This window comes from Streptomyces sp. NPDC060064, assembly GCF_042736455.1.
GTDB lineage: Bacteria > Actinomycetota > Actinomycetes > Streptomycetales > Streptomycetaceae > Streptomyces.
This window is the reverse complement of record NZ_JBHWWF010000009.1, coordinates 96,755-119,828: the sequence shown is the minus strand read 5'-3', so window position 1 is coordinate 119,828 and position 23,074 is coordinate 96,755. Positions and strand designations below refer to the sequence as shown.

Genomic DNA, 23,074 nt, shown 5'->3' with positions numbered 1-23,074 from the left:
CGGTTACGAGCGTACTTCGAAGAGCGGGACGAGCTGCTCGGCGGGGGTCATGGAGCCGTGCATCCCGACCATCGCCGACTCGTGCGGCTCATTGACGGAGGCGGTGATCACCACATCGTCGCAGGCCGCGGCGACGACATCACCGATCCGTGCGTACACCCGCTCGTCCACCCGGTCGCCGAACCATCCCGCGGCGATCGCCTCGTCCCGGCTCGCCACCCAGAACTGCTCGCCGAGCACCTCGCGCCAGACCGTGAGCACATCGGACTCGGCACCCGGCACGGCGTAGACATGGCGGGCGCGGCCCTCGCCGCCCAGCAGGGCAACCCCGGCGCGCAGTTCCCAGTCCTCGTCGAAGTCGATGCGCGACTGTTCGTCGAAGGGGATGTCGATCATGCCGTGGTCGGCGGTGACGTACAGGGCGGCGCGGGGCGGGAGTTGCTCGGCAAGGCGCTGCACCAGGCGGTCGACATACATCAGTTGGCCGCGCCAGGCGTCGGAGTCCACGCCGAAGCGGTGGCCCTTGCCGTCCACATCGCTGTAGTACGTGTAGACCAGCGACCGGTCCCCCAGGGCCAGTTGATCGGCCGCCAGGTCCATCCGTTCCTCGCCGGAGAGCCGGCCGAGGAAGCTGCCGCCGCTGAGTGCGATCTTGGTGAGCGGGGTGTGCTGGAAGGTCGGCGATGTCACCTGTGCGGTGTGCACACCCGCGGCGTCGGCGAGCTGGAAGACCGTGGGGTACGGCTGCCAGACGTGCGGGGCCGTCCAGGGCTTCCAGCGCAGCTGGTTCATCAGCTCGCCGGTCTCCGGATTGCGCGCGGTGTAGCCGGGCAGGCCGTGTGCGCCGGGCGGCAGGCCGGTCCCGACGGAGGCCAGCGAGGTGGCTGTGGTGGCGGGGAAACCAGCGGTTATGGGCAGTCCCGTGCCGCCGCGCGAGGTGGCGAGCAGCGAGGTGAGATACGGGGCCTCGTCAGGGTGGTTCTTGATCTGCTCCCAGCCGAGGCCGTCGATCAGGAAGACGCAGTTCCGGTCGGCGGGGGTCAGCTCGGGGATGCTCTGCGCCAGGCCCGGTACGCCCTGGCCCGCGGCGAGCGTCGGGAGCAGATCGGCGAGCGATCCAGTGCCGTACTCGGGGACGGGCGCGGTGTCGAGGGCGAGCGGAACGGGGTCGTCCGGCCAGACTGCGGGCTGCGCCATCAGCGCGTGGCTGCCGTGGCCTCGGAGAGCGCCTGCGCGAAGGCAAGCGTCTGCCGGACCGCGTCCGGGCCGTCACCGGCCTCGCTGACGCGCAGGCTCAGGTCGTCCGCGGTGGAGTTGCCGGTGTAGCCGTGGTCCGCCTCGCAGTTGGGGTCGCCGCAGGCGGCGGGCTCCAGGTCGATACGGGAGACGGCGCCCCAGCCGATGGTGAGGACGACCTCGCGGGGCAGGGTGCCGGGGGTGTACGACTCCGGGTTCGCGACGACGCGGCTCACCACGACCGACGAGATCCGGCCGAGCTTGACCGATTCGGTCGAGGTGGTGGCGTAGGGGGTCGGGGAGCTGGAGTCGGCGGCCTGCTCGTCGGTGTGGCTGACGATGAAGCGGTTGGCCGTCAGGACGAGGACGGTGACATGGCGGCGCACCTCGTTGGCGTCGAAGGTGGTTTCTTGGTGCACCAGGTACGACGCGATCTGCTCGCCACCGACAGCGGCCTCCACCGCCTCGGCCACGAGGGCCGGGTAGTAGCCGCTGCGCTCGATCGCCGCGCGCAGCCCCTGGGTCGTCGTACCGGTCTTCGCCATGCGGTCCATCCTACGGGGCTCGGGGGGTGGTGAGCGCTCAGTAGCTGGGGAGTCGGCGGGGGCCCAGGTCGGTGCGGGCGGGCGACGGCGCGAGCCGTACGGACGCGCCGAGCACAGAGAAGCCATGCTGAGCGACGACGACCGGTTCGAGGCTGATTCCGACCACTTCCGGGTGATCGTCGACCAGTCGTGACACCCGGAGCAGCAGCTCTTCGAGGGCCGGGGTGTCGACGGGCGCGGAGCCCCGCCAGCCGAAGAGGAGCGGGGCCGTCCGGATGGTCCTGATCAACTCCGCGGCGTCCCGGTCGGTGGCGGGCACGAGCCGGTGGGCGGTGTCACCGAGCAGCTCGGAGGCGGCTCCGGCCAGCCCGAAGGAGAGCACGGCGCCGACGGCTGGGTCGATGGCGGCGCGTACAACCGTGTCAACGCCGCGCGGGGCCATCGCCTGAACGACGGGCTGGAGCTCCTCGGGCTTGCCGAGGGTGTCGGTCAATTCGCGGTACGCCTGCCGCAGTTGCGCCTCGTTGGCCAGATCCAGCCGTACGCCGCCGAGGTCGGCGCGGTGGCGGAGGTGCGGTGCGGTGGTCTTGAGGGCGACGGGGTAGCCGAGGCGGCCGGCGGCGGCCACGGCGGCGTCGGGACCGGGCGCGGGGAGGGTCGGCCGTACGGGGATGCCGTACCGGCCGAGGAGCTCGTGGGCGGCAGCGGGCCCGAGGGTGCTGCCGCGAGGGTCGGTGAGCCCGCCGAGCAGTGCGTCGATCTGCGCGGCCGCGCCGGCCTCGTCGATGTCCTCGTACTGTGGCACCCTGCCGGGCTCGGCGGCCTGCCGGCGCCACTGGGCGTACTTGACCGCCTCGGAAAGGGCTCGGACGGCCCGCTCGGCGGCGGGGTAGGCGGGGATACGGGAGGCGTGCGGGGCGGTCGCGGGGGCAGGGGCGGCGTAACGGACGGCCGCGGAGACGGCGGACGAGCTCGGGGCGGGTGGTCGGGTGCGGACGGCCTGCGGCGCTTCGTGACCGGGGCCCGGGTTCCCGTCGTCGGTCGCGGGGGCCGGGACCGTACGCGTACTCGTCGCCGCCGCCAGCGCCTCCGCCAGACCCCCGATCTCCACATGGACCACCGCGACCGGTTTGGCCGGGGCCGTGGTGACCGCGTCGCGCAGCGCTGCTGCCAGGACCTCGCCGTCACCCGACTCCGTGACGCCGTTCTCCCCCACCCACGGGATCGCCGTCACCACCACCGCGTCGCAGGCGTCGTCCACCAGGGCCTCGGCGAGGGCGGCACGGAAGTCCGCGGGCGTGGCGGCCGTCGTGAGGTCGCGCGGCCGGAGGGGACGGAGGCCGTCGGCGAGGCAGGCGTCGTACGTGAGGAGGCCGAGGGACTCGGAGTTGCCGAGGATCGCCACGCGCGGTCCCGCGGGCAGCGGCTGGCCGGCCAGCAGCAGGCCCACGTCGACGAGTTCGGTGACGGTGTCGACGCGGATCACGCCGGCCTGGCGGAACAGCGCCCCGACCGTGGTGTCGGGGATCCGGGTGACCGGCACCGCGTGTCCGGGCGGCGCGCTGCCGCTGTGCCGGGCGCCCTTCACCACGACGACCGGTTTCACCGCCGCCGTTCGCCGGGCCAGGCGCGTGAACTTGCGCGGGTTGCCGATCGATTCGAGGTACAGCAGGACCACATCGGTGTCCGGGTCCTCGTACCAGTACTGCAGAAAGTCGTTGCCGGACACATCCGCGCGGTTGCCCGACGAGATGAAGGAGGACAGCCCGGCGCCGCGCCGGTGCAGGCCGGCGAGCAGCGCTATGCCGATGGCGCCGGACTGGGTGAACAAGCCGATGCGGCCGGGCGCCGGGGACTCCGGGGCCAGCGAGGCATTGAGGCGGACGGTGTCGGCGGTGCTGATGATGCCGAAGGAGTTCGGGCCGATGATGCGCATCCCGTACGAGCGGGCCTGCCGCACCAGTTCGCGCTGGCGCTCCCGTCCTGCGGCCCCGCTCTCGGCGTATCCGGCGGTCAGCACGACCAGCCCCTGGACGCCGTGCTCGCCGCAGTCGGCGACCACTTCGGGCACCCGCTCCGCCGGGACGGCCACGACCGCCAGGTCGACGGTCTCCCCGATCTCGCCCACGGAGCGGTGGGCCGGGACGCCGTCGACCTCGGCCTGGCCCTCGGGAAAGGCGCGGTTCACGGCGTAGGTACGTCCCGTGTATCCCCCACTGAGGAGGTTGCGCAGGGCGGTACGGCCCACGCCGCCGGGCACGCGGCCGGTGCCGATGACGGCGACCGAACCGGGCGCGAGGAGGCGCTGCACGGAGCGGGCCTCGGCGCGCTGCTCGCGGCCGCGCTGGACGGCGAGGGACTCCTCGGTCGGTTCGAGGTCGAGGGTGAGATGGACGGAGCCGTCCTCGAAGCTGCGCTTCTGGGTGTAGCCGGCATCCCGGAACACCTTGATCATTTTGTTGTTGGCGGGCAGCACCTCGGCTGCGAACCGCCGGATGCCGCGTTCGCGGGCCACCGCGGCGATGTGCTCGAGGAGGGCGGAGGCCACGCCGCGACCCTGGTGGGCGTCCTGGACGAGGAAGGCGACCTCGGCCTCGTCGGCGGGGGCGCTCGCGGGCCGGCCCTCTGCGTTGATCCGGTCGTAGCGGACGGTGGCGATGAACTCGCCGCCCACCGTGACCGCGAGACCCACCCGGTCCACATAGTCGTGATGGGTGAAGCGGTGGACGTCCTTGTCGGAGAGCCGGGGGTAGGGCGCGAAGAAGCGGTAGTACTTCGACTCGTCGGAGACCTGCTCGTAGAAGCTGACCAGACGGTCGGCGTCCTCGGTGGTGATGGGCCTGATGCGCGCGGTGCCGCCGTCGCGCAGCACCACGTCTGCTTCCCAGTGGTCGGGGTAGGCGTGGTCCGACGAGGTCTGCATGGGGAAAGCGTACGGCTCACCCACGGGTCGCGGAGGAGGTTGCCGCGGGGCAGTCTGAGAAGGCCGATCGGCGGCCGATCCCGGGTCCGGGGCCGGTGCGAGCACGCAGAAACACATGAGAGACTGGTCTAGACAACCACTGAGACTTGAAGGGCAACACCATGGCTGAGCGCCGCGTCAATGTCGGCTGGGCCGAGGGCCTTCACGCCCGCCCCGCTTCCATCTTCGTCCGTGCCGCCACGGCCGCCGGCGTCCCCGTGACGATCGCCAAGGCGGACGGCACCCCGGTCAACGCCGCCTCCATGCTCGCGGTGCTCGGCCTGGGCGCGCAGGGCGGCGAGGAGATCGTGCTCGCTTCCGCGGCGGAGGACTCCGACGCCGCACTGGACCGTCTCGCCCGGCTCGTCGCCGAGGGCCTCGAAGAGCTTCCCGAGACCGTCTGAGCCGATCAGGCCCATTACCCACGGCAAAGCCGCGGTGTCCCGAATTCTCGGACATCGCGGCTTCGTCTTTTCTGGACGCAGCTTTCCCGGACGCAGCTTTTCTGGACACGGCTTTCCCGGACGCGACTTTCGGCTCCGGCGCTTTGAATGCGGGCAGCAGAAAAGAGGCCCCGCCAATGTCTACCCTTTGTATACGGTGCACCTGTTAATGGCGGGCGCTTGCGATGTTTACGGCATGTTGCGAAGTCCTCACCCGCTCGAGGCGGCGCAGCCGGTGCGCGGCGGCAGCCCGTTCGGTATGCACGGCCGTCAGCGCCCGCGCCCGTTCCGCGTCGCCGCGCGCCACCGCGTCCACGATCGCGCCGTGCTCGATCCAGGACTCGACAGGCTTGGCGGGCTGCTCGACGGCGTACATCCAGGCGATCTTGTGCCGCAGCTGGGTGAGCAGAGCGATCAGCCCCGGACTGCCTGAGGCCTGGGCGAGCGTCTCGTGGAACCACCCACCCAGTGAACGCAGATCCTCGCCCTGACCACGGCGGGCCCGCTCCTGCCCCAGTCTGACCAGGCCACGCAGCACCTTGAGATGTGCCTCGGTGCGGCGCTGGGCGGCGCGCGCCGCACCCATGGGCTCCAGCAGCATCCGGATCTCCAGAAGGTCGGCGGCCTCCTGCTCGGTGGGCTCGGCGACACAGGCGCCGGCGTGACGGCGGGTGGTGACGAAGCCCTCGGACTCCAGCGTGCGCAGGGCCTCGCGCACCGGGACCCGGGAGACGCCGTAGCGGCGTGCCAGCTGCTCCTCGGTGAGCCGGCTGCCGCGCTCGAATACACCGGAGACGATGTCGTCGCGGATCGCCGTGCATACCGAGTGCGCGGGAATGCGCATGACCGAACCTCCGCTTTAATCCGCGCGAAACGCAGCCGATTGACGTCTGTTCGGTGACTCTATTGCAGTGGGCGGGATTTTCCGATGGGAGACCGGAATCCATGGATATCTTTTGGCCAGAACTCCGGTGGGGCGGCAAACGCCGAAGGCCCCGGCGGGGAGCCGGGGCCTTCGGGAAGCACGCGGGACCGGGCATCGGCCCCGTCGTCGGATCAGACGTTGACGCCGTGCGCGCGCAGGTACGCGACCGGGTCCATGTCGGAGCCGTACTCGGGGCTGGTGCGGGCCTCGAAGTGGAGGTGCGGACCAGTGGTGTTGCCGGTCGAGCCGGAGTGGCCGATCCGCTGGCCCGGGGTCACCGACTGGCCTACCGAGACGCTGATGGACGAGAGGTGGCCGTACTGCGTGTACGAGCCGTCGTTCATCTTGATCACGATGTTGTTGCCGTACGCGCCGCCCCAGCCGGCCTCGACGACGGTGCCGGAGCCGACCGCGTGCACGGTGGAGCCGGACGCGGCGTGGAAGTCGATGCCGGTGTGACTGCCGGAGGACCAGATGGAGCCGCCGGTCTTGTAGCCCGTGGACACGTACGAGTGGGATATCGGCGCCACGAAGGAGTTGAGGCGCTTGCGCTCGGCCTCCCGGGCGGCGCGCTCCTTGGCCTGGCGGGCCTCCTTGGCGCGCGCCTCGGCCTTGCGCTTCGCCTCGGCCTTCGCCTTGGCCTCGGCGGCCTCCTGCTTCTGCGCGGCGGCCTGGTCGGCGATCTGCTCGGCGAGGGAGTCGGCGGCCACGATCTGGGTCAGGCCGGTGTCCTCGACGGTGGTCGCGCCGGTCTCGGCGGCAAGTGCCGGGGAAGCGAGGGTTCCGATGACGCCGGTGGTGGCGAGAGCCGCGACGCCGGCGATGTTCGCCCTCTTGCGCGTCATTCGGCTCGGGGCACGGTGCTTCCCGGTGGCACGGGTGAACGCCATGAAGTGGCTGATCCTTTCCTTCCTTCTCGCCTACCGGGTTAGCTGACGGGTTCGGAGCAGGAAGGTCTCCTACAGGCCCCTCCGCAGGTGCGAAGGCGCCCGATTCACCCCAGGGACTGAGTGGGTCCCCGGCTCCCCAGGCTCGCGCCAGACGGGGACTCGGCGATGACTGTCCGATGCCGCGGATGCGGCGGGCTACTGGCGGACAGCCGGACCGACGCTAGGCGGGCCGTCTTTCAATCGCCAAACAGACAGGCCCTTTTGTAGCGCACGCCACAGGGCAGACAGGCAACCTCTCCAACAAAACGGGCATAAGGCGGAACCCCGGCATCACAAGGGATGCCGGGGTTCCGCTTGTCCGTTTTGAGTTGTCTGCCGGATATCCTCAATCAGCCTGTGACAACCGTCACTTCGCCGATGCCGAGCGCCTTGACCGGCTCCTCGATCTGCGAGGCGTCGCCGACGAGCACCGCGACAAGACGGTCCACCGGGAAGGCGCTGACAGCCGCGGCCGTCGCCTCGACGGTGCCGGTCTCGGCCAGCCGTACGTACAACTGCGCCTGGTAGTCGTCCGGGAGGAACTGCTCGACCTGGTCGGCGAGCGTGCCCGCGACAGAGGCGGCCGTCTCGAACTTCAGCGGGGCGACACCCACCAGGTTCTGCACGGCGACATCGCGCTCGGCGTCGGTCAGACCTTCGGCCGCGAGCGTACGCAGCACCTTCCAGAGGTCGTCCAGCGCCGGTCCGGTGTTCGGGGTGTCCACGGAGCCGCTGATGGCGAGCATCGCGGCGCCCGACCCGTCGGGAGCGGAGCGCAGCACCTGGCCGAAGGCCCGTACGCCGTAGGTGTAGCCCTTCTCCTCGCGCAGCACGCGGTCAAGGCGCGAGGTGAGAGTGCCGCCCAGGCAGTACGACCCGAGCACCTGGGCCGGCCAGACGCGGTCGTGGCGGTCCGGGCCGATGCGGCCGATCAGCAGCTGCGTCTGGACGGCGCCGGGACGGTCCACGATGACCACACGGCCGGTGTCGTCGGCGGTGATCGGCGGCTTGGGACGGGGCGCGGCGCTGTCGCCCTTCCAGGTGCCGAGTGAGTCGGCGAGCACGGCGTCCAGATCGACGTCCGTGAGGTCGCCGACGATCACCGCGGTGGCGGTGGCGGGCCGGACATGCGCCTCGTAGAAGGCCCGTACGGCCGCGGAGTCGATACGGGCGACCGTCTCCTCCGTGCCCTGGCGGGGGCGCGACATACGCAGGGAGGCCGGAAAGAGCTCCTTGGAGAGCTCCTTGGCCGCACGGCGGGCCGGGTTGGCCGTCTCGTGCGGGATCTCGTCCAGCCGGTTGCGTACCAGCCGCTCCACCTCGTTGTCGGCGAAGGCCGGCGCGCGCAGCGCCTCGGCGAGCAGACCGAGCGCCTTCGGCAGCCGGGAGACCGGAACCTCCAGGGAGACGCGGACACCCGGGTGGTCGGCGTGCGCGTCGAGGGTGGCGCCGCAGCGCTCCAGCTCGGCGGCGAACTCCTCGGCGGTGTGCTTGTCGGTGCCTTCCGACAAGGCGCGCGCCATGATCGTGGCAACGCCGTCGAGGCCCTCCGGCTCGGCGTCCAGCGGGGCGTCGAGGCAGATCTCGACGGCCACCACCTGCTGGCCGGGGCGATGGCAGCGCAGCACGGTGAGGCCGTTGTCCAGCGTGCCGCGCTCGGGGGCCGGGAACGCCCAGGGGCGGGCCGCGCCGGCCTTCGGCTGCGGGTGGAACTCCATGGTCACGGCAGCGTCGCTCACTGGTCCGCCCCTTCGCGCTCGTCGTTCTCGTCGCTGTCGCTGTCGCCGTTGTCCGCGGAGAGGGGCTCGTAGACCAGCACCGCCCTGTTGTCCGGGCGCAGCCGGGCCTTGGCGACCGCCTGCACCTCTGCGGCGGTGACGTCCAGCACCCGCGTCACGGCGGTCAGCGCCAGCTGCGGGTCGCCGAACAGCACGGCGTACCGGCACAGTTCGTCGGCGCGGCCGGCGACCGTGCCGAGCCGGTCCAGCCACTCGCGCTCCAACTGGGCCTGCGCCCGCTCCATCTCCTCGGGCGTGGGACCCTCCGCGGCGAACCGCGCCAGCTCCTCGTCGACCGCGGCCTCGATCTGCGGCACCTCGACACCACCGGAGGTCTTGACGTCCAGCCAGCCCAGCGAAGGGGCGCCGGCCAGCCGCAGCAGACCGAAGCCGGCCGCGACGGCCGTCTGGTCACGGCGCACCAGGCGGTTGTGCAGTCGCGAGGACTCTCCGCCGCCGAGGACGGTGAGCGCCAGGTCAGCGGCGTCGCTCTCGCGCGTGCCGTCGTGCGGCAGGCGGTAGGCGGCCATCAGCGCCCGGGCCGGGACCTCCTCGACGATCTCCTCGCGCAGCTGCTCGCCGATGATCTCCGGGAGGGAGCCGTCGCGCGGCGGCTGCTTGCCCTCGTGGGACGGGATGGAGCCGAAGTACGTCTCGATCCAGGCGAGCGTCTGCTCCGGGTCGATGTCGCCGACGACCGACAGCACGGCGTTGTTCGGCGCGTAGTACGTACGGAAGAACGTGCGCGCGTCCTCGAGGGTCGCGGCGTCCAGATCGGCCATCGAGCCGATCGGCGTGTGGTGGTACGGGTGGCCCTCCGGGTAGGCCAGAGCCGTCAGTCGCTCGAAGGCCGTGCCGTACGGGACATTGTCGTACCGCTGGCGGCGCTCGTTCTTGACGACGTCACGCTGATTCTCCATCGACTCGTCGTCGAGAGCCGCGAGCAGCGAGCCCATGCGGTCGGCTTCCAGCCAGAGGGCGAGCTCCAGCTGGTGCGTGGGCATCGTCTCGAAGTAGTTGGTGCGCTCGAAGCTGGTGGTGCCGTTCAGCGAGCCGCCGGCTCCCTGAACCAGCTCGAAGTGGCCGTTCCCCTTGACCTGGCCCGAGCCCTGGAACATCAGATGCTCGAAAAGGTGAGCAAGGCCGGTACGGCCCTTGACCTCGTGGCGCGAACCTACGTCGTACCAGAGGCAGACCGCGGCGACCGGGGTCAGGTGGTCCTCGGAGAGCACCACGCGCAGGCCGTTGGCCAGGCGGTGCTCGGTCGCTGTCAGGCCGCCGGAACCGGCCTGCGCTGTGGCCGTGTGACCCATGGGCATGTACGTCCCTTCGATCGCGATATGGAGAAGTCCTGCCACTGTATGCAAGCGATCTGACACCTGGCGAAGTTCCCGGCCGAGAACGGCCCAACGACGGGTCGAGGTCGGCGTTGTCAGAGGCTCGGTCCACAATGGTCCGCGTCAGAACCTGAGTACTGCCCCGCACAAGAGCGAGAAGGAGCCGCAGCCGCGATGGCCCGCCGCAGCACGAAGACCCCGCCGCCGGACGACTTCGAGGAGAAGATCCTCGACATCGACGTCGTCGACGAAATGCAGGGCTCCTTCCTCGAGTACGCGTACTCGGTGATCTACTCCCGGGCCCTTCCGGACGCCCGCGACGGTATGAAGCCGGTGCACCGCCGCATCGTCTACCAGATGAACGAGATGGGCCTGCGCCCCGACCGCGGCTATGTGAAGTGCGCCCGTGTGGTCGGCGAGGTCATGGGTAAGCTGCACCCGCACGGCGACGCGTCGATCTACGACGCCCTGGTGCGGATGGCGCAGCCGTTCTCGATGCGCCTGCCGCTGGTCGACGGCCACGGCAACTTCGGCTCCCTCGGCAACGACGACCCGCCGGCCGCCATGCGGTACACCGAGTGCCGGATGGCGGATGCCACCAGCCTGATGACGGAGTCGATCGACGAGGACACCGTCGACTTCCAGTCGAACTACGACGGCCAGGAGCGGGAGCCGGTCGCGCTCCCCGCCGCCTATCCGAACCTGCTGGTCAACGGCTCGTCCGGGATCGCCGTCGGCATGGCGACGAATATGCCGCCGCACAATCTGGGTGAGGTCATCGCCGCCGCCCGGCATCTGATCAAGCACCCGGGCGCGGACCTCGAGACGCTGATGCGCTTCGTCCCCGGGCCCGACCTGCCGACCGGCGGCCGGATCGTGGGCCTGAACGGCATCAAGGACGCGTACGAGACCGGCCGCGGCACCTTCAAGATCCGCGCGACGGCCTCTGTGGACGACGTCACGGCGCGCCGCAAGGGCCTGGTGATCACCGAACTGCCCTTCACGGTCGGCCCGGAGAAGGTGATCGCGAAGATCAAGGACCTGGTCTCGGCGAAGAAGCTCCAGGGCATCGCGGACGTCAAGGACCTCACCGACCGGCAGCACGGTCTGCGGCTGGTCATCGAGGTCAAGAACGGGTTCATCCCCGAGGCCGTGCTGGAGCAGCTCTACAAGCTGACGCCGATGGAGGAGTCCTTCGGCATCAACAATGTGGCGCTGGTGGACGGGCAGCCGCTCACCCTGGGGCTCAAGGAGCTGCTCGAGGTCTATCTCGATCACCGCTTCGAGGTCGTGCGGCGGCGCAGCGAGTTCCGGCGGGCCAAGCGGCGCGACCGGTTGCACCTGGTCGAGGGCCTGCTTGTCGCGCTTCTCGACATCGACGAGGTCATCCGGCTCATCCGGTCGAGTGACAATTCCGCGCAGGCGAAGGAGCGGCTGATCGAGCGCTTCTCGCTCAGCGAAATCCAGACTCAGTACATTCTGGACACTCCGCTCCGCCGGCTGACCAGGTTCGACCGGATCGAGCTGGAGAGCGAACGAGACCGGCTCAACGGCGAGATCGACGAGCTGACCGGGATCCTCGACTCGGACACCGAGCTGCGCAAGCTGGTCTCGACCGAACTGGCCGCGGTGGCCAAGAAGTTCGGCACCGAGCGGCGCACGGTGCTGCTCGAGTCGGCGGGTACACCGCTCGCTGCGGTGGCGCTGGAGGTCGCGGACGACCCGTGCCGGGTCCTGCTGTCCTCGACCGGTCTGCTGGCCCGCACCGCCAATGGCGAGCCCCTGGGGCACGAGGGCGGAAAGCGCGCCAAGCACGATGTGATCGTTTCGGCGGTGCCGGCGACACAGCGCGGCGATGTGGGCGCTGTGACCTCAGCCGGACGGCTGCTGCGGCTCGCGGTGATCGACCTTCCGCAGCTTCCGGACACGGTGTCCTCGCCCAATCTGTCGGGCGGTGCGCCGGTCTCGGAGTTCCTGTCGCTGGAGGAGGACGAGACGGTCATCTGCCTCACCACGCTCGACGAGTCCTCGCCGGGCCTCGCGCTCGGCACGCTGCAGGGTGTCGTCAAGCGCGTCGTCCCCGACTACCCGTCGAACAAGGACGAGTTGGAGGTCATCACCCTCAAGGAAGGTGACCGGATCGTCGGCGGGACCGAGCTGCGTACGGGCGAGGAGGACCTGGTCTTCATCACCTCCGACGCCCAGCTGCTGCGCTACCAGGCCTCGCAGGTACGGCCGCAGGGCCGGGCGGCCGGCGGCATGGCCGGCATCAAGCTGGCGGACGGCGCCGAGGTGCTCTCGTTCACGGCGGTCGACCCGGCCGGCGACGCGGTGGTCTTCACCATCGCGGGCTCGCACGGCACGCTGGACGACTCGGTGACGACGTGGAAGCTCACCCCCTTCGACCAGTACCCGCGCAAGGGGCGGGCCACGGGCGGCGTGCGCTGCCAGCGCTTCCTCAAGGGCGAGGATGTGCTGGTGCTGGCCTGGGCGGGCGCGGCACCGGCCCGTGCGGCGCAGAAGAACGGCGCACCGGCCGAGCTCCCGGAGCTGGACCCGCGGCGTGACGGCTCGGGTACGCCGGTGACGTCGGCGGTCGCGGTGTTGGCGGGCCCGTTGAGCTAGTCGAGCTGCTGGAGCGCGGTCTCCGCCGGCTCCGCTGTCTCATCCGGTTCGGCCGGTACGTACCGTAGGACGCCCCATATGCTCCGCTCGTCGGGGGCGTCCTGCGGACCGGTCTGCGCGCAGGACTCCAGCTGCTTGCGCAGCGCCCCGGCGTCGACGCCCGAGCCGATCAGCACGAGCTGCGTCAGCCGCTCCTCGCCGGGCACCCAGCGTGACGGGTAGAACCGCAGAAACCGGCCGACGGCATGGACGGCGTACCGGTTGTCCGGGTCGGCGGTTCCGAAGTCGACGAATCCCTTGATCCGGTAGAGCCCTTCGGGCCTGGAGTCGAGGAACTCCATGAGCCGGCGCGGGTGCATGGGCGCGTCCGCCGTGAAGGCGAGGCTCTCGTACGCGGTGTGCAGATGGTTCGTATGGCCGTGGTCGTGGTCGTACTCGTCCGCGTACAGGTCCTCGAAGGAACAGCTGGCGTACCTTCTCCTGCCGCTCCGGCCGCACCGCGGGGTCGAAGAGCATCTGCGGGTCGACCCGCCCGTGTTCCACGGTGATCGCGGGCGTGCCCGCACCGAGCTCGCCGAGCGTCCCGAGCACTCGTCCCAGTGCGTCCGGCTCCACCCGGTCCGCCTTGTTCAGAACGACGAGATCCGCGATCGCGAGATGCCGGTCGATCTCGGGGTGCCGCGCCCGGGTCGCGTCGAACTCGGCCGCGTCGACGACCTCGACCAGCCCCCCGTACACGATGCGCGGATTGTCGCTGGCCAGCAGCATCCGTACGAGCTCCTGCGGCTCGGCAAGCCCACTGGCCTCGATGACGATGACGTCGATACGCGCGGCGGGCCGGGTGAGCTTCTCCAGATAGTCGTCCAGCTCACTCGCGTCGACGGCACAGCACAGACAGCCGTTTCCGAGGGACACGGTGGAGCCGACCTGCCCTGCGACGGTCATGGCGTCGATCTCGATGGAGCCGAAGTCATTGACGACGACACCGATGCGGGTGCCGCCGTTGCGACGGAGCAGGTGGTTGAGGAGGGTGGTCTTGCCGGATCCCAGAAAGCCCGCGAGGGCGACGACGGGGATCTGCGGCTTGCTCAAGGGGGCACCTCGGGGATTCACGACTGTGGCGGGGGCTCCCCAGGATATGGGCGCGGCGCGAAGTGAACGGTTGTTAGCGGCGCGCAGCGGGCACACATGGGACACGGCCCACGGATATACGCCACCGCGTTCCCTCTGTGCGCCGTTTTCTCCGCCTCCCGGCCGATCAGAGCCGCTCGGCACTCTGGGAGTCGGTACACGCAGTCACCGGCCTCCACATCGGCCGGTCGCCTGTGAATCGGGGGTTGACATGAGCACACAGGGGAACGGCAACCGGGGTGTCATCGCCGGTGTCGCGGTTGTCTTCCTGAGCGCATTGGCGGTCATCGGACTGGTCGCTGCGCTCAGCCTCGCCATCAGCGCCACGATGAAGGAACTCGCGCCCGACACGGACGTCTCTGCCGCCAATGCGGTTTTCTCCGGTCTGGCCTTCGGCGCGGTGATCGTCGCCCTGGTGATTCAGCACCAGCAAATGCACCGCCAGAACAGCAACCTGAGCACCCAGCTGGAGCACATGGAGCAGGCCAACGGTTTCCAGCGCCGCGCCGACATCACCAACCAGCAGCGACTCCATTTCGAGCTGCTGAGCAAGGCGATGGACGATCCGGACCTGGCCGCTGTCCTGGACACCTACGACGCCGCGTTATCGCCGGTGAAGCAGCGTCAGTTCCTCTACGCCAATGCCCTGTACCAGCACGTTCTGCACGCCTACCGGATCGGGGCGGCAAGCGAGGACGACGTCCGGGGACACCTTCGAGTGATTTGCCGGAACCCCATCTTCCGCGAGTTCTGGGCTGCTACAAGGGACCATCGCGCCAGCGTGAGTTACGAATCGCAGGAGGCCTACCTGGGGCGGCTGGTCGATCGCCTCATCAACCGTCAGGGGGATGACGGCCGTGGCTGGTGGGCCGACTGACGCTGCGTGTGTGATCTTGACTTAGAACGGCGATTCATCGCACCCCTACCACCCTCCGAGGATCCCCCAATTGAAGATCGTGCGCCGGATCGGAGCATCTCCCCGTCAGCGCGGAAGCATGTCAGGACAGACATGCCCGGACATCTTCGAGCTGAGTGACGGCAGCTTCGCCGTCATCGGCACAGACGCCACGGAGGTGCTCGACCATGAGCTCCCCTCCGACGCAGGACGCGCCGACTACGAGCGGATCGTGATCATCAGTCGCGACACGCTCATCAGAGCGAAGGCAGACATCCCGGACGCTTGATCGGCGCAGGGACCCACACGTGCTCGGCGCCCACAGGTGCCGAGCACGTTGTCGTTCACGGTCTGCCTGTCAGGAGCGACAGGCCTCCACTTCACTGAACTGCGCTGTCGGCCAGCCGGTGTTGGCCGTGACCGTGAGCCGCAGATGGCGCGTCGTGGTGCCGGCCGGCAGCGGGACGGTGACCGTGTTGCCTGCCGGACGGCGGGCGGCGGCAGTTTCAGCACCAGGCGGGTCACCCCCGTAGCCTCGCCGAGGTCGATCGTCAGCGACTGCGGGAAGGCGTAGTTGGTGCTCTCCCAGTACGAGTTGGCGTCACCGTCGACCGCCTTGCCCGGGGTGCAGACGTCGACCGAGCCGGTCGCACCGGCCTTTCCGTAGCTCCCAGCGGCCCGCTTGCGGTCGGTGGGATGCCTCCCGGTCAGTACGGTGTACCAGGGATCAGCACCGCGCAGCGTGACCCGGTCGACGACGACATGGTCGGTGAGCCTGAATGTGCCCTGCGGGATGGACACCTCCTTGGCCTGCGCCTTGCCCGCGTCGACGGCCCGCTGGAGGCGGCGGTCGAGTCCGCGGCGCCGCCCCCGTCGGCACCGTAGTCCGTCACGGACAGTGATCCCGCGGGCCGGCCGACGGGCGCGGCGACCTGGAGATTTCAGAAAGAACGTTCGGCCCTCTACCGTTCCTAGGCATGAGTCCCGTACCGACCGCTCCCGCCCGGCGCCGGCGGTTCGGCTGGCCGCAGCGGGTCTTCTCCCAGGTCCTGCTGATGCAGCTGGCCATCGCCACCGGTGTCACCGTGCTGGCCACCGGCCTCTTCCTCGCCCCGCTCAGCGCGCAGCTCGACGATCAGGCGATGCGCCGGGCGCTCGCCATCGCCCAGACCACCGCTTCCCCGGAAGTCGCCGACGAGCTGCTCGGCTCACGGCCGACGGCCGGTGGTCCGGTTCAGGCCAAGGCCGAGCGGATACGACAGGCGACCGGCGCCGAGTACGTCGTGATCATGGACAGGCGTGGCGTGCGCTGGTCCCACACCGCCCCCGAGCAGATCGGCCGGGTCGTCTCCACCGATCCCAGCGACGCCCTCGCGGGCAACGAGGTGCTGGAGATCGACAGCGGAACGCTCGGCCGATCCGCCCGCGGGAAGGTGCCGCTGCGGGACAGTAGCGGCACGATCGTCGGCGCGGTGTCGGTCGGTATCGAGTACGACAGCGTGCGCGCCAGGCTGCTGGCGGCGATCCCGGGACTGCTCGCATATGCCGGCGGGGCCCTGGCCGTCGGAGCCCTTGCCGCCTATCTGATCTCCCGCAGGCTCCAGCGGCAGACCCACGACCTGGCCTTCTCCGATATCTCCGCTCTGCTGGCGGAGCGCGAGGCAATGCTGCACGGCATCCGGGAAGGAGTCGTGGCCCTCGACGCCACGGGCAGGATCCGGCTGATGAACGACGAGGCACAGCGGCTGCTCGGCCTGGGCGACGAGGCGATGGGGCTGCCGCTCGACGAGGTCCTCGGCGACGGCCGCACCACCGATGTACTGGCGGGCCGGGTCACCGGCGAGGACCTGCTGACCGTGCGGGGCAGCCGGGTGCTGATCGCCAACCGGATGCCGACCGACGACGGCGGCGCCGTCGCCACCCTGCGCGACCGCACCGAGCTGGAGCAGCTGGGCCGCGAGCTGGACTCCACCCGCGGCCTGATCGACGCCCTGCGGGCGCAGGACCATGAGCACGCCAACCGGATGCACACCCTGCTCGGGCTCCTCGAGCTGGAGATGCACGAGGACGCGGTGGAGTTCGTCACCGAGGTGGTCGGGGTGCACCGAGCCACCGCGGAGCAGATCACCGAAAAGATCCACGACCCGCTGCTCGCCGCGCTGCTGGTGGGCAAGGCGACGGTGGCGGCGGAGCGGGGCGTATCGCTGCGTATCGCGCCCGGCACGCTGCTGCCGGACCGGCTGGTGGACCCGCGCGGTCTGGTGACGGTCGTCGGCAATCTGGTGGACAACGCTCTGGACGCGGCCGGCGGCTCGGACGACCCGCGGATCGAGATCGAGCTTCGTACGGAGGGCCGCACGGCCGTGCTGCGGATCGCGGACAGCGGTCCCGGAGTCCCGCCCGAGCAGCAAGAGTTGATCTTCACTGAGGGCTGGTCCACCAAGGAACTTCCGGTCCACGGCAAGCGCGGTCTCGGGCTGGCGATGGTGCGCAGGCTGGCGGAGCGGCAGGGCGGAAGCGCGCGAGTACGCGACGCGGCGGGCGGGGGCGCCGAATTCACCGTCGTACTCCCGGAGGCGCTGACCGAGCCGGGACTGGCCACCGCCGAGGGGGCGCGATGACCGAGGGACGCGCCGAACAGGCGGCCAAGGACCTGATCGACGTACTGGTGGTGGACGACGACGTCCGGGTCGCGGAGATCAACGCGGCCTATGTGTCCAAAGTGCCGGGCTTCCGGGTCTCCGCGACGGCGCACTCGGCCGCCGAGGCGCTCGCCCGGATCGCCGACAGGCCGGTGGATCTGATCCTGCTCGACCACTATCTGCCGGACGGGAACGGTCTTGCGGTCGTACGGGAGCTGCGTCGGCTCGGCCACCAGACCGACGTGATCATGGTGACAGCGGCGCGTGATGTCGCCACCGTCCAGGCGGCGATGCGCCATGGCGCGCTGCAGTATCTGGTGAAACCGTTCAACTTCGCGGGTCTGCGCACCAAGTTGGAGGCGTACTCCATGCTGCGCCGCACTCTGGAGGGCGGTGGCGAGGCGGAACAGGCGGAGGTGGACCGTATGTTCGGGGCCCTGTCGGCCGGTTCCGTCGCGCCCGACCTGCCCAAGGGCCACTCGCCGACTACCGCCGAGCTGGTACGCCAGGTGCTGCTGACCGCCGAGGGGCCGCTCCCCACCCAGGAGATCGCAGAACGGGCGGGCGTGAGCCGGCAGACCGCGCAGCGCTATCTGAAGCTGCTGGAGCGGACAAGCAGGGTGCGGCTCAGTCTCAAGTACGGCGAGACCGGCCGTCCGGAGCACCGCTACGTGTGGTCCTCGCGCGCCTGATTCTTGAGCCACCGCGGCCGCAACATCAAGCCCCGTCCGGGCCGGCTTTCAAGCCCACCCGGCCGCCTTCAAGCCCGTCCGGGCCGCCTTCAGCCCGTCCGGCGATTGAGGACCAAAACGGCCCCGGGCGTACCCGGGCTCACACCGCTCCCGCACCTGTCAGCGCCCGCACCTCCGTCTCCGCGTGCTTCGCCCCGTCCGGCTGCTCCGCCGAGGTGGCGGTGCCGATCCAGCCCGCCAGGAAACCCAGCGGGATGGAGACCAGGCCGGGGTTCTGCAGCGGGAAGACATGAAAGTCCACGCCTGGGAACAGCGCCTCTGGGCTGCCCGAGACGACCGGCGAAAGCACCACCAGGAGCAGGGCCGGGACCAGCCCTCCGTACACCGACCAGACCGCCCCACGCGTGGTGAAGCTCCGCCAGAACAGCGAGTAGAGCAGTACGGGCAGATTGGCGGAGGCGGCGACCGCGAAGGCCAGGCCCACCAGGAACGCGACGTTCAGGTCCCGGGCGAGCAGGCCGAGCGCGATGGCGGCCACGCCGATACCGGCCGCGGCGAGACGGGCGACCGCTACCTCACTGTGCTGTCTGGCATGGCGTCGGCGGAGCGAGGCGTACAGATCGTGGGCGACGGAGGCGGAGGAGGCGAGGGTGATTCCGGCAACGACGGCAAGGATCGTCGCGAAGGCCACGGCCGCGACCACCGCGAAGAGAACGGTGCCACCAGTGGATCCCGCTCCTCCGCCGAGGTCCAGCGCGAGCAGCGGAACCGCGGTGTTCCCTGCGGCGTTCGACTTCCGCACCTCGTCGGTGCCGACCACCGCAGCCGCACCGAAGCCGAGCACGATCGTCATCAGATAGAAGCTGCCGATGAGACCGATCGACCAGACGACCGAGCGGCGGGCGGCCCGCGCGGTCGGCACGGTGTAGAAGCGGGACAGAATGTGCGGCAGGCCGGCCGTGCCCAGAACCAGCGCCAGTCCGAGGCTGATGAAGTCGAGGCGCGCGGTCCAGTCCCCGCCGTACTTGAGGCCGGGCGAGAGGAAGTCCTTGCCGTGGCCGCTGCGTTCGGCTGCGGTGTTGAGCAGTTGGTTGAAGTCGCCGTGGAAACGCGTCAGTACGAGCACGGTCATCACGATCGCGCCCGCCATCAGCAGCACGGCCTTCACGATCTGGATCCAGGTGGTGGCTCGCATCCCTCCCAACGACACATAGATCACCATCAGGGCACCCACGCCGATCACGGTCCACGAGCGCGCGGCCTCGCTCGTACCGCCGAGCAGCAGCGCGACCAGGCTCCCGGCTCCCACCATCTGCGCCACCAGATAGAGAACGGACACGGTGACCGAAGAAGTTCCCGCGGCGATACGGACGGGCCGCTCTCTCATCCTCGAGGCAACGACATCGGCGAGGGTGAACCGGCCGCAGTTGCGCACGAGTTCGGCAACGAGGAACAGAACCACCAGCCAGGCGACCAGGAAGCCCACGGAATAGAGCATCCCGTCGTAGCCGAACAGGGCGATGAGGCCGGAGATCCCGAGGAAGGATGCGGCGGACATGTAGTCGCCGGCGATGGCGAACCCGTTCTCCATGGGGGAGAAGAGCCGCCCGCCGACGTAGAACTCCTCTGCCGAGCCACGCCTGTTGTGGCCCACCCAGCTGGTGATGCCGAGAGTGACCGCGATGAACGCGCTGAACAGCAGCAGCGCCAGGCTCTGGTGGTCGTCGCTCAACGCTCGGTCCCTCGTGCCGTCTCCTGTGCCCTCGTCTGGTCATACACGGTCCAGCGCAGATCCAGGGCCGCGCGGTCCCTTCGCAGCCGGGCATGGCGTGCGTACGCCCAGGTCAGCAGGAAGGTGGTGAGGAACTGTCCGAGGCCCGCGACCATCGCCACATTCACCGCTCCCGCCACCGGCCGGGCCATCAGGCCGGGAGCGGTGGTCGCCGCGACGACATACGCCAAGTACCAGACGAGGAAGGCGAGAACGGCGGGGCCGACGAACCTCCGGTAGCGGCTGCGCACCTCCTGGAAGGCGGCGCTGCGCTGCACTTCCAGATAGATGTCGGCCGCGCCCGGTCCGGCACTCTCCCGGTTCGCGCGCGGGTCCGGCACGACGGGCGTGGGGGCGCCCGTGCCGTCCAGCTCGCCCCAGCCGGAGGCCAGCGCGTCGTACCACGGGTCGTCGAGCCGCACCGCAGCGGCATCCCGCCCTTCCTGCTTCTCCACCGATCAGCTCTCCTTGTCAGCGAACCGTTTCAGCTCGCATGCCCAAGGATGGACAGAGCGGGAAGATCCCGGACTCTTCTCCTGCCCGTCTTCACCCCATCAGGTGACGCTTGTCCCGGTTGGCTGCGCGAGTCCCACGCGGTAGGAGCCGACCCCGAGATCGGACCAGGGGTGGAGCCTGCGGCTCCACCCCTGGGTGGCGGGGGCGCCGTCAGGCGTCGATCCGCGAGCGGTCCAGCGTCGCCGCCGAGCTGGTGATGAACTCCTTGCGGGGCGCGACCTCATTGCCCATCAGCAGGTCGAAGACCTGCTCGGAGGAGTCCAGGTCGCCGATGTTGATCCGGCGCAGCGTGCGGTGGCGCGGGTCCATCGTGGTCTCCGCCAGCTGGTCGGCGTCCATCTCGCCGAGGCCCTTGTAGCGCTGGATGGAGTCCTTGAAACGGACTCCCTTGCGCTGGAACTCCAGCAGCGTCTGCCGCAGCTCGCTGTCGGAGTACGTGTACACATACTTGTCCTGGCCCTTCTTGGGCTGGACCAGCTCGATCCGGTGCAGCGGCGGCACGGCGGCGAACACCCGGCCCGCCTCCACCATCGGCCGCATATAGCGCTGGAAGAGCGTGAGCAGCAAGATGCGAATGTGGGCGCCGTCGACGTCGGCGTCGACCAGCAGAACGATCTTGCCGTAGCGGGCGGCGTCGATGTCAAAGGTCCGCCCGGACCCCGCTCCTATGACCTGGATGATCGCGCCGCACTCGGCGTTCTTGAGCATGTCCGTGACGGACGCCTTCTGGACGTTCAGGATCTTGCCGCGGATCGGCAGAAGCGCCTGGAACTCGCTGTTCCGCGCGAGCTTGGCGGTGCCGAGTGCGGAATCCCCCTCGACGATGAAGAGCTCGCTGCGCTCCACGTCGTCGCTGCGGCAGTCGGCGAGCTTGGCCGGCAGCGAGGAGGTCTCCAGCGCGGTCTTACGACGCTGCGCGTCCTTGTGCTGACGGGCCGCGATGCGCGTACGGGCGGCGGCAACGGCCTTCTCCATCACCGCACGGGCCTGCGCCTTGTCGTCGCGCTTGGTGGAGGTCAGAAACGCCTTGAGCTCCTTGGCGACGACGTTGGCGACGATCCTGTTGGCCGCCGAGGTGCCCAGCACCTCCTTGGTCTGGCCCTCGAACTGCGGCTCCGCCAGCCGGACCGTGACGACCGCGGTGAGACCCTCCAGGGCGTCATCCTTGACGATGTCGTCCTCGGCGACGCGCAGCAGCTTGGCCGAGCGCAGCACCTCGTTCATCGTCTTGGTGATGGAGCGCTCGAAGCCGGTCACATGGGTGCCGCCCTTGGGGGTGGCGATGATGTTGACGAAGGACTTGACCGCGGTGTCGTATCCCGTGCCCCAGCGGAGGGCAATGTCGACGCCGAGCTCGCGGGTGACCTCGGTGGGCGTCATATGACCGCGGTCGTCGAGGACCGGGACGGTCTCCTTGAAGGTGCCCTGCCCGGTCAGGCGCTGCACGTCGCAGACCGCCTTGTCCTGGGCCAGGTATTCGCAGAACTCACTGATGCCGCCGTCGAAGCGGAAGATCTCCTCGTTCTTGCCCGCGCCCTCCAGGTCCCGCTCGTCCCGGACCACGATCGTCAGACCGGGCACCAGGAAGGCGGTCTGGCGGGCGCGCTGGTGGAGGTTGTCCAGTGAGAGCTTGGCGTCCTTGAGGAAGATCTGCCGGTCGGCCCAGTACCGTACGCGCGTCCCGGTGCGGGTCTTGGGCACCCGCTTGCCCTTGAGCAGCCCGTTCCCCGGGTCGAAGGGCGCGTCGGGTCCCGACTCGGTGAAGATGCCGGGGACACCGCGGCGGAAGCTGATCAGGTGGGTCGCGCTCCCCCGGTCGACCTCGACGTCGAGGCGCGCGGAGAGGGCGTTGACGACGGAGGCGCCCACGCCGTGCAGTCCGCCCGACGCGGCGTACGAGCCGCCGCCGAACTTTCCGCCGGCGTGCAGCTTGGTCATCACGACCTCGACACCGGAGAGCCCGGTCTTGGGCTCGATATCGACAGGGATGCCTCGGCCGTTGTCCTTGACCTCGACGGATCCGTCCTCGTGAAGGATCACCTCGATGTGGTCGCAGTGGCCGCCGAGGGCTTCGTCCACGGAATTGTCGATGATCTCCCAGAGGCAGTGCATCAGGCCGCGGCTGTCGGTGGACCCGATGTACATGCCCGGGCGTTTGCGGACCGCCTCGAGCCCCTCGAGTACGAGCAGGTGCCGCGCTGTGTAGTTGGAACCGTCACGGTCTGCTGTCAGCAGCGCTGTGGACGGCGCGGACGTTTCGGCGGTCACGCGGTTCGCTCCTCGCTGAATTTGAGATGTGGCCCAGTGGGGTAAGGGGCCGGCGTCGGTCGACGCTCAGAGGGTACCGAGGCCTGGTAGAGCCGATGTAACGCCACCCTATTGATTTCTCATGCTAGTCCAGCCTCGCATGCATGTTCGATCCCTCGATGGAGTGACGTGCACATCACGTTCCCTTCCAGGCATGAACCATTTAGGCTCCGGGCACGTCCTCATGAACAACCGGCAACCCAGCCGGGAGGGCCAATAGAGACAAGCAACGCGAAATCCGTAGAGCGAAGCAATACGGCTCATTCGCCGCCAACCGGCAGCAGACAGCCACCTTGGGAAAGAAGTTTCCAGGAGAAGCCACGAGCGGGAACGTTTTCGG

16 protein-coding genes, 2 pseudogenes and 1 riboswitch are annotated in these 23,074 nt (G+C 69.7%); of the genes and pseudogenes, 6 read left to right on the top strand and 12 right to left on the bottom strand.

The features are described 5' to 3' along the window. Positions 1-3: 3 nt before the first annotated feature. From ACFWDI_RS13840 to ACFWDI_RS13830, 3 genes are read right to left on the bottom strand one after another with little or no spacing between them, the layout of a single operon-like run. Positions 4-1,197 (bottom strand): alkaline phosphatase family protein, encoded by a 1,194-nt coding sequence (locus ACFWDI_RS13840; protein ID WP_385303714.1) that lies wholly within the window; start codon positions 1,195-1,197, stop codon positions 4-6. After that, positions 1,197-1,781 carry a DUF5998 family protein gene (locus ACFWDI_RS13835; protein WP_327326517.1) on the bottom strand — a complete coding sequence of 195 codons (585 nt, stop codon included), beginning with the start codon at positions 1,779-1,781 and terminating at the stop codon, positions 1,197-1,199. Before ACFWDI_RS13835 ends, ACFWDI_RS13840 begins: the two co-directional genes overlap by 1 nt. Positions 1,782-1,818: 37 nt before the next feature. After that, positions 1,819-4,704: a GNAT family N-acetyltransferase gene (locus tag ACFWDI_RS13830; RefSeq protein ID WP_385303712.1), complete on the bottom strand. Its 2,886-nt coding sequence runs from the start codon at positions 4,702-4,704 to the stop codon at positions 1,819-1,821. A 161-nt stretch (positions 4,705-4,865) separates the two neighbouring features. On the opposite strand from ACFWDI_RS13830, the gene ACFWDI_RS13825 reads away from it, so the two are divergent. After that, the gene (locus ACFWDI_RS13825) at positions 4,866-5,147 is read left to right on the top strand and encodes an HPr family phosphocarrier protein (RefSeq protein WP_385303711.1); all 282 of its coding nucleotides are present in this window, start codon (positions 4,866-4,868) and stop codon (positions 5,145-5,147) included. 205 nt (positions 5,148-5,352) lie between these two features. Here ACFWDI_RS13825 and ACFWDI_RS13820 read toward each other — a convergent pair whose 3' ends face one another. The 4 genes from ACFWDI_RS13820 to ACFWDI_RS13805 all read right to left on the bottom strand — a co-directional run bounded on the left by ACFWDI_RS13820 (position 5,353) and on the right by ACFWDI_RS13805 (position 10,137). Further along, positions 5,353-6,030 (bottom strand): GntR family transcriptional regulator, encoded by a 678-nt coding sequence (locus ACFWDI_RS13820; protein WP_385303710.1) that lies wholly within the window; start codon positions 6,028-6,030, stop codon positions 5,353-5,355. Positions 6,031-6,242: 212 nt separating this feature from the next. Beyond that, a complete protein-coding gene (locus ACFWDI_RS13815; RefSeq protein WP_385303708.1) occupies positions 6,243-7,001 on the bottom strand; it encodes a M23 family metallopeptidase in 759 nt (252 codons plus the stop codon). 12 nt (positions 7,002-7,013) lie between these two features. Continuing rightward, positions 7,014-7,176: riboswitch (cyclic di-AMP (ydaO/yuaA leader) on the bottom strand. A 214-nt stretch (positions 7,177-7,390) separates the two neighbouring features. Then, positions 7,391-8,779: a M16 family metallopeptidase gene (locus tag ACFWDI_RS13810; protein WP_385303706.1), complete on the bottom strand. Its 1,389-nt coding sequence runs from the start codon at positions 8,777-8,779 to the stop codon at positions 7,391-7,393. After that, positions 8,776-10,137, bottom strand: a complete 1,362-nt coding sequence (locus ACFWDI_RS13805; protein ID WP_385303785.1) for a M16 family metallopeptidase — start codon at positions 10,135-10,137, stop codon at positions 8,776-8,778. Before ACFWDI_RS13805 ends, ACFWDI_RS13810 begins: the two co-directional genes overlap by 4 nt. A 192-nt stretch (positions 10,138-10,329) precedes the next feature. On the opposite strand from ACFWDI_RS13805, the gene ACFWDI_RS13800 reads away from it, so the two are divergent. Beyond that, positions 10,330-12,780 carry a DNA topoisomerase (ATP-hydrolyzing) subunit A gene (locus ACFWDI_RS13800; protein ID WP_385303705.1) on the top strand — a complete coding sequence of 817 codons (2,451 nt, stop codon included), beginning with the start codon at positions 10,330-10,332 and terminating at the stop codon, positions 12,778-12,780. Here the strand turns inward: ACFWDI_RS13800 and ACFWDI_RS13795 are convergent. Beyond that, positions 12,777-13,872: pseudogene (locus tag ACFWDI_RS13795) on the bottom strand (CobW family GTP-binding protein). The gene ACFWDI_RS13800 and the pseudogene ACFWDI_RS13795 overlap by 4 nt on opposite strands. A gap of 250 nt (positions 13,873-14,122) precedes the next feature. Here ACFWDI_RS13795 and ACFWDI_RS13790 point away from each other — a divergent pair. Both ACFWDI_RS13790 and ACFWDI_RS13785 read left to right on the top strand, forming a co-directional pair. Beyond that, on the top strand, positions 14,123-14,788 hold the full coding sequence (locus ACFWDI_RS13790; RefSeq protein WP_385303704.1) for a DUF6082 family protein: 666 nt from the start codon (positions 14,123-14,125) through the stop codon (positions 14,786-14,788). A gap of 70 nt (positions 14,789-14,858) precedes the next feature. Then, positions 14,859-15,095 (top strand): hypothetical protein, encoded by a 237-nt coding sequence (locus tag ACFWDI_RS13785; RefSeq protein ID WP_385303703.1) that lies wholly within the window; start codon positions 14,859-14,861, stop codon positions 15,093-15,095. 69 nt (positions 15,096-15,164) lie between these two features. Here the strand turns inward: ACFWDI_RS13785 and ACFWDI_RS13780 are convergent. Then, a pseudogene (locus tag ACFWDI_RS13780) lies at positions 15,165-15,463 on the bottom strand (discoidin domain-containing protein); the annotation flags it as partial. A gap of 320 nt (positions 15,464-15,783) precedes the next feature. Between ACFWDI_RS13780 and ACFWDI_RS13775 the strand changes: the two are divergent. Together ACFWDI_RS13775 and ACFWDI_RS13770 are read left to right on the top strand one after the other, a co-directional pair. Then, positions 15,784-17,427 carry an ATP-binding protein gene (locus tag ACFWDI_RS13775; RefSeq protein ID WP_385303702.1) on the top strand — a complete coding sequence of 548 codons (1,644 nt, stop codon included), beginning with the start codon at positions 15,784-15,786 and terminating at the stop codon, positions 17,425-17,427. Positions 17,428-17,459: 32 nt separating this feature from the next. After that, positions 17,460-18,140 carry a response regulator gene (locus ACFWDI_RS13770; RefSeq protein ID WP_385303782.1) on the top strand — a complete coding sequence of 227 codons (681 nt, stop codon included), beginning with the start codon at positions 17,460-17,462 and terminating at the stop codon, positions 18,138-18,140. A gap of 139 nt (positions 18,141-18,279) precedes the next feature. Here the strand turns inward: ACFWDI_RS13770 and ACFWDI_RS13765 are convergent, their stop codons facing one another. From ACFWDI_RS13765 to ACFWDI_RS13755, 3 genes are all read right to left on the bottom strand, one after another. After that, positions 18,280-19,872, bottom strand: a complete 1,593-nt coding sequence (locus ACFWDI_RS13765) for a cation acetate symporter (RefSeq protein WP_385303701.1) — start codon at positions 19,870-19,872, stop codon at positions 18,280-18,282. Then, a complete protein-coding gene (locus ACFWDI_RS13760) occupies positions 19,869-20,366 on the bottom strand; it encodes a DUF485 domain-containing protein (RefSeq protein ID WP_385303699.1) in 498 nt (165 codons plus the stop codon). The genes ACFWDI_RS13765 and ACFWDI_RS13760 overlap by 4 nt, the downstream gene beginning before the upstream one ends. A gap of 211 nt (positions 20,367-20,577) precedes the next feature. Beyond that, positions 20,578-22,695, bottom strand: a complete 2,118-nt coding sequence (locus ACFWDI_RS13755; RefSeq protein ID WP_385303697.1) for a type IIA DNA topoisomerase subunit B — start codon at positions 22,693-22,695, stop codon at positions 20,578-20,580. Positions 22,696-23,074 lie beyond the last annotated feature (379 nt).

What these genes read in the sequence shown, in the direction of transcription:
- ACFWDI_RS13840 (WP_385303714.1), bottom strand. Translation starts at nt 1,197, where the DNA reads ATGGCGCAGCCCGCAGTCTGGCCGGACGACCCCGTTCCGCTCGCCCTC.
- ACFWDI_RS13835 (WP_327326517.1), bottom strand. Translation starts at nt 1,781, where the DNA reads ATGGCGAAGACCGGTACGACGACCCAGGGGCTGCGCGCGGCGATCGAG.
- ACFWDI_RS13830 (WP_385303712.1), bottom strand. Translation starts at nt 4,704, where the DNA reads ATGCAGACCTCGTCGGACCACGCCTACCCCGACCACTGGGAAGCAGAC.
- ACFWDI_RS13800 (WP_385303705.1), top strand. Translation starts at nt 10,330, where the DNA reads ATGGCCCGCCGCAGCACGAAGACCCCGCCGCCGGACGACTTCGAGGAG.
- ACFWDI_RS13825 (WP_385303711.1), top strand. Translation starts at nt 4,866, where the DNA reads ATGGCTGAGCGCCGCGTCAATGTCGGCTGGGCCGAGGGCCTTCACGCC.
- ACFWDI_RS13775 (WP_385303702.1), top strand. Translation starts at nt 15,784, where the DNA reads ATGAGTCCCGTACCGACCGCTCCCGCCCGGCGCCGGCGGTTCGGCTGG.
- ACFWDI_RS13805 (WP_385303785.1), bottom strand. Translation starts at nt 10,137, where the DNA reads ATGCCCATGGGTCACACGGCCACAGCGCAGGCCGGTTCCGGCGGCCTG.
- ACFWDI_RS13820 (WP_385303710.1), bottom strand. Translation starts at nt 6,030, where the DNA reads ATGCGCATTCCCGCGCACTCGGTATGCACGGCGATCCGCGACGACATC.
- ACFWDI_RS13815 (WP_385303708.1), bottom strand. Translation starts at nt 7,001, where the DNA reads ATGGCGTTCACCCGTGCCACCGGGAAGCACCGTGCCCCGAGCCGAATG.
- ACFWDI_RS13790 (WP_385303704.1), top strand. Translation starts at nt 14,123, where the DNA reads ATGAGCACACAGGGGAACGGCAACCGGGGTGTCATCGCCGGTGTCGCG.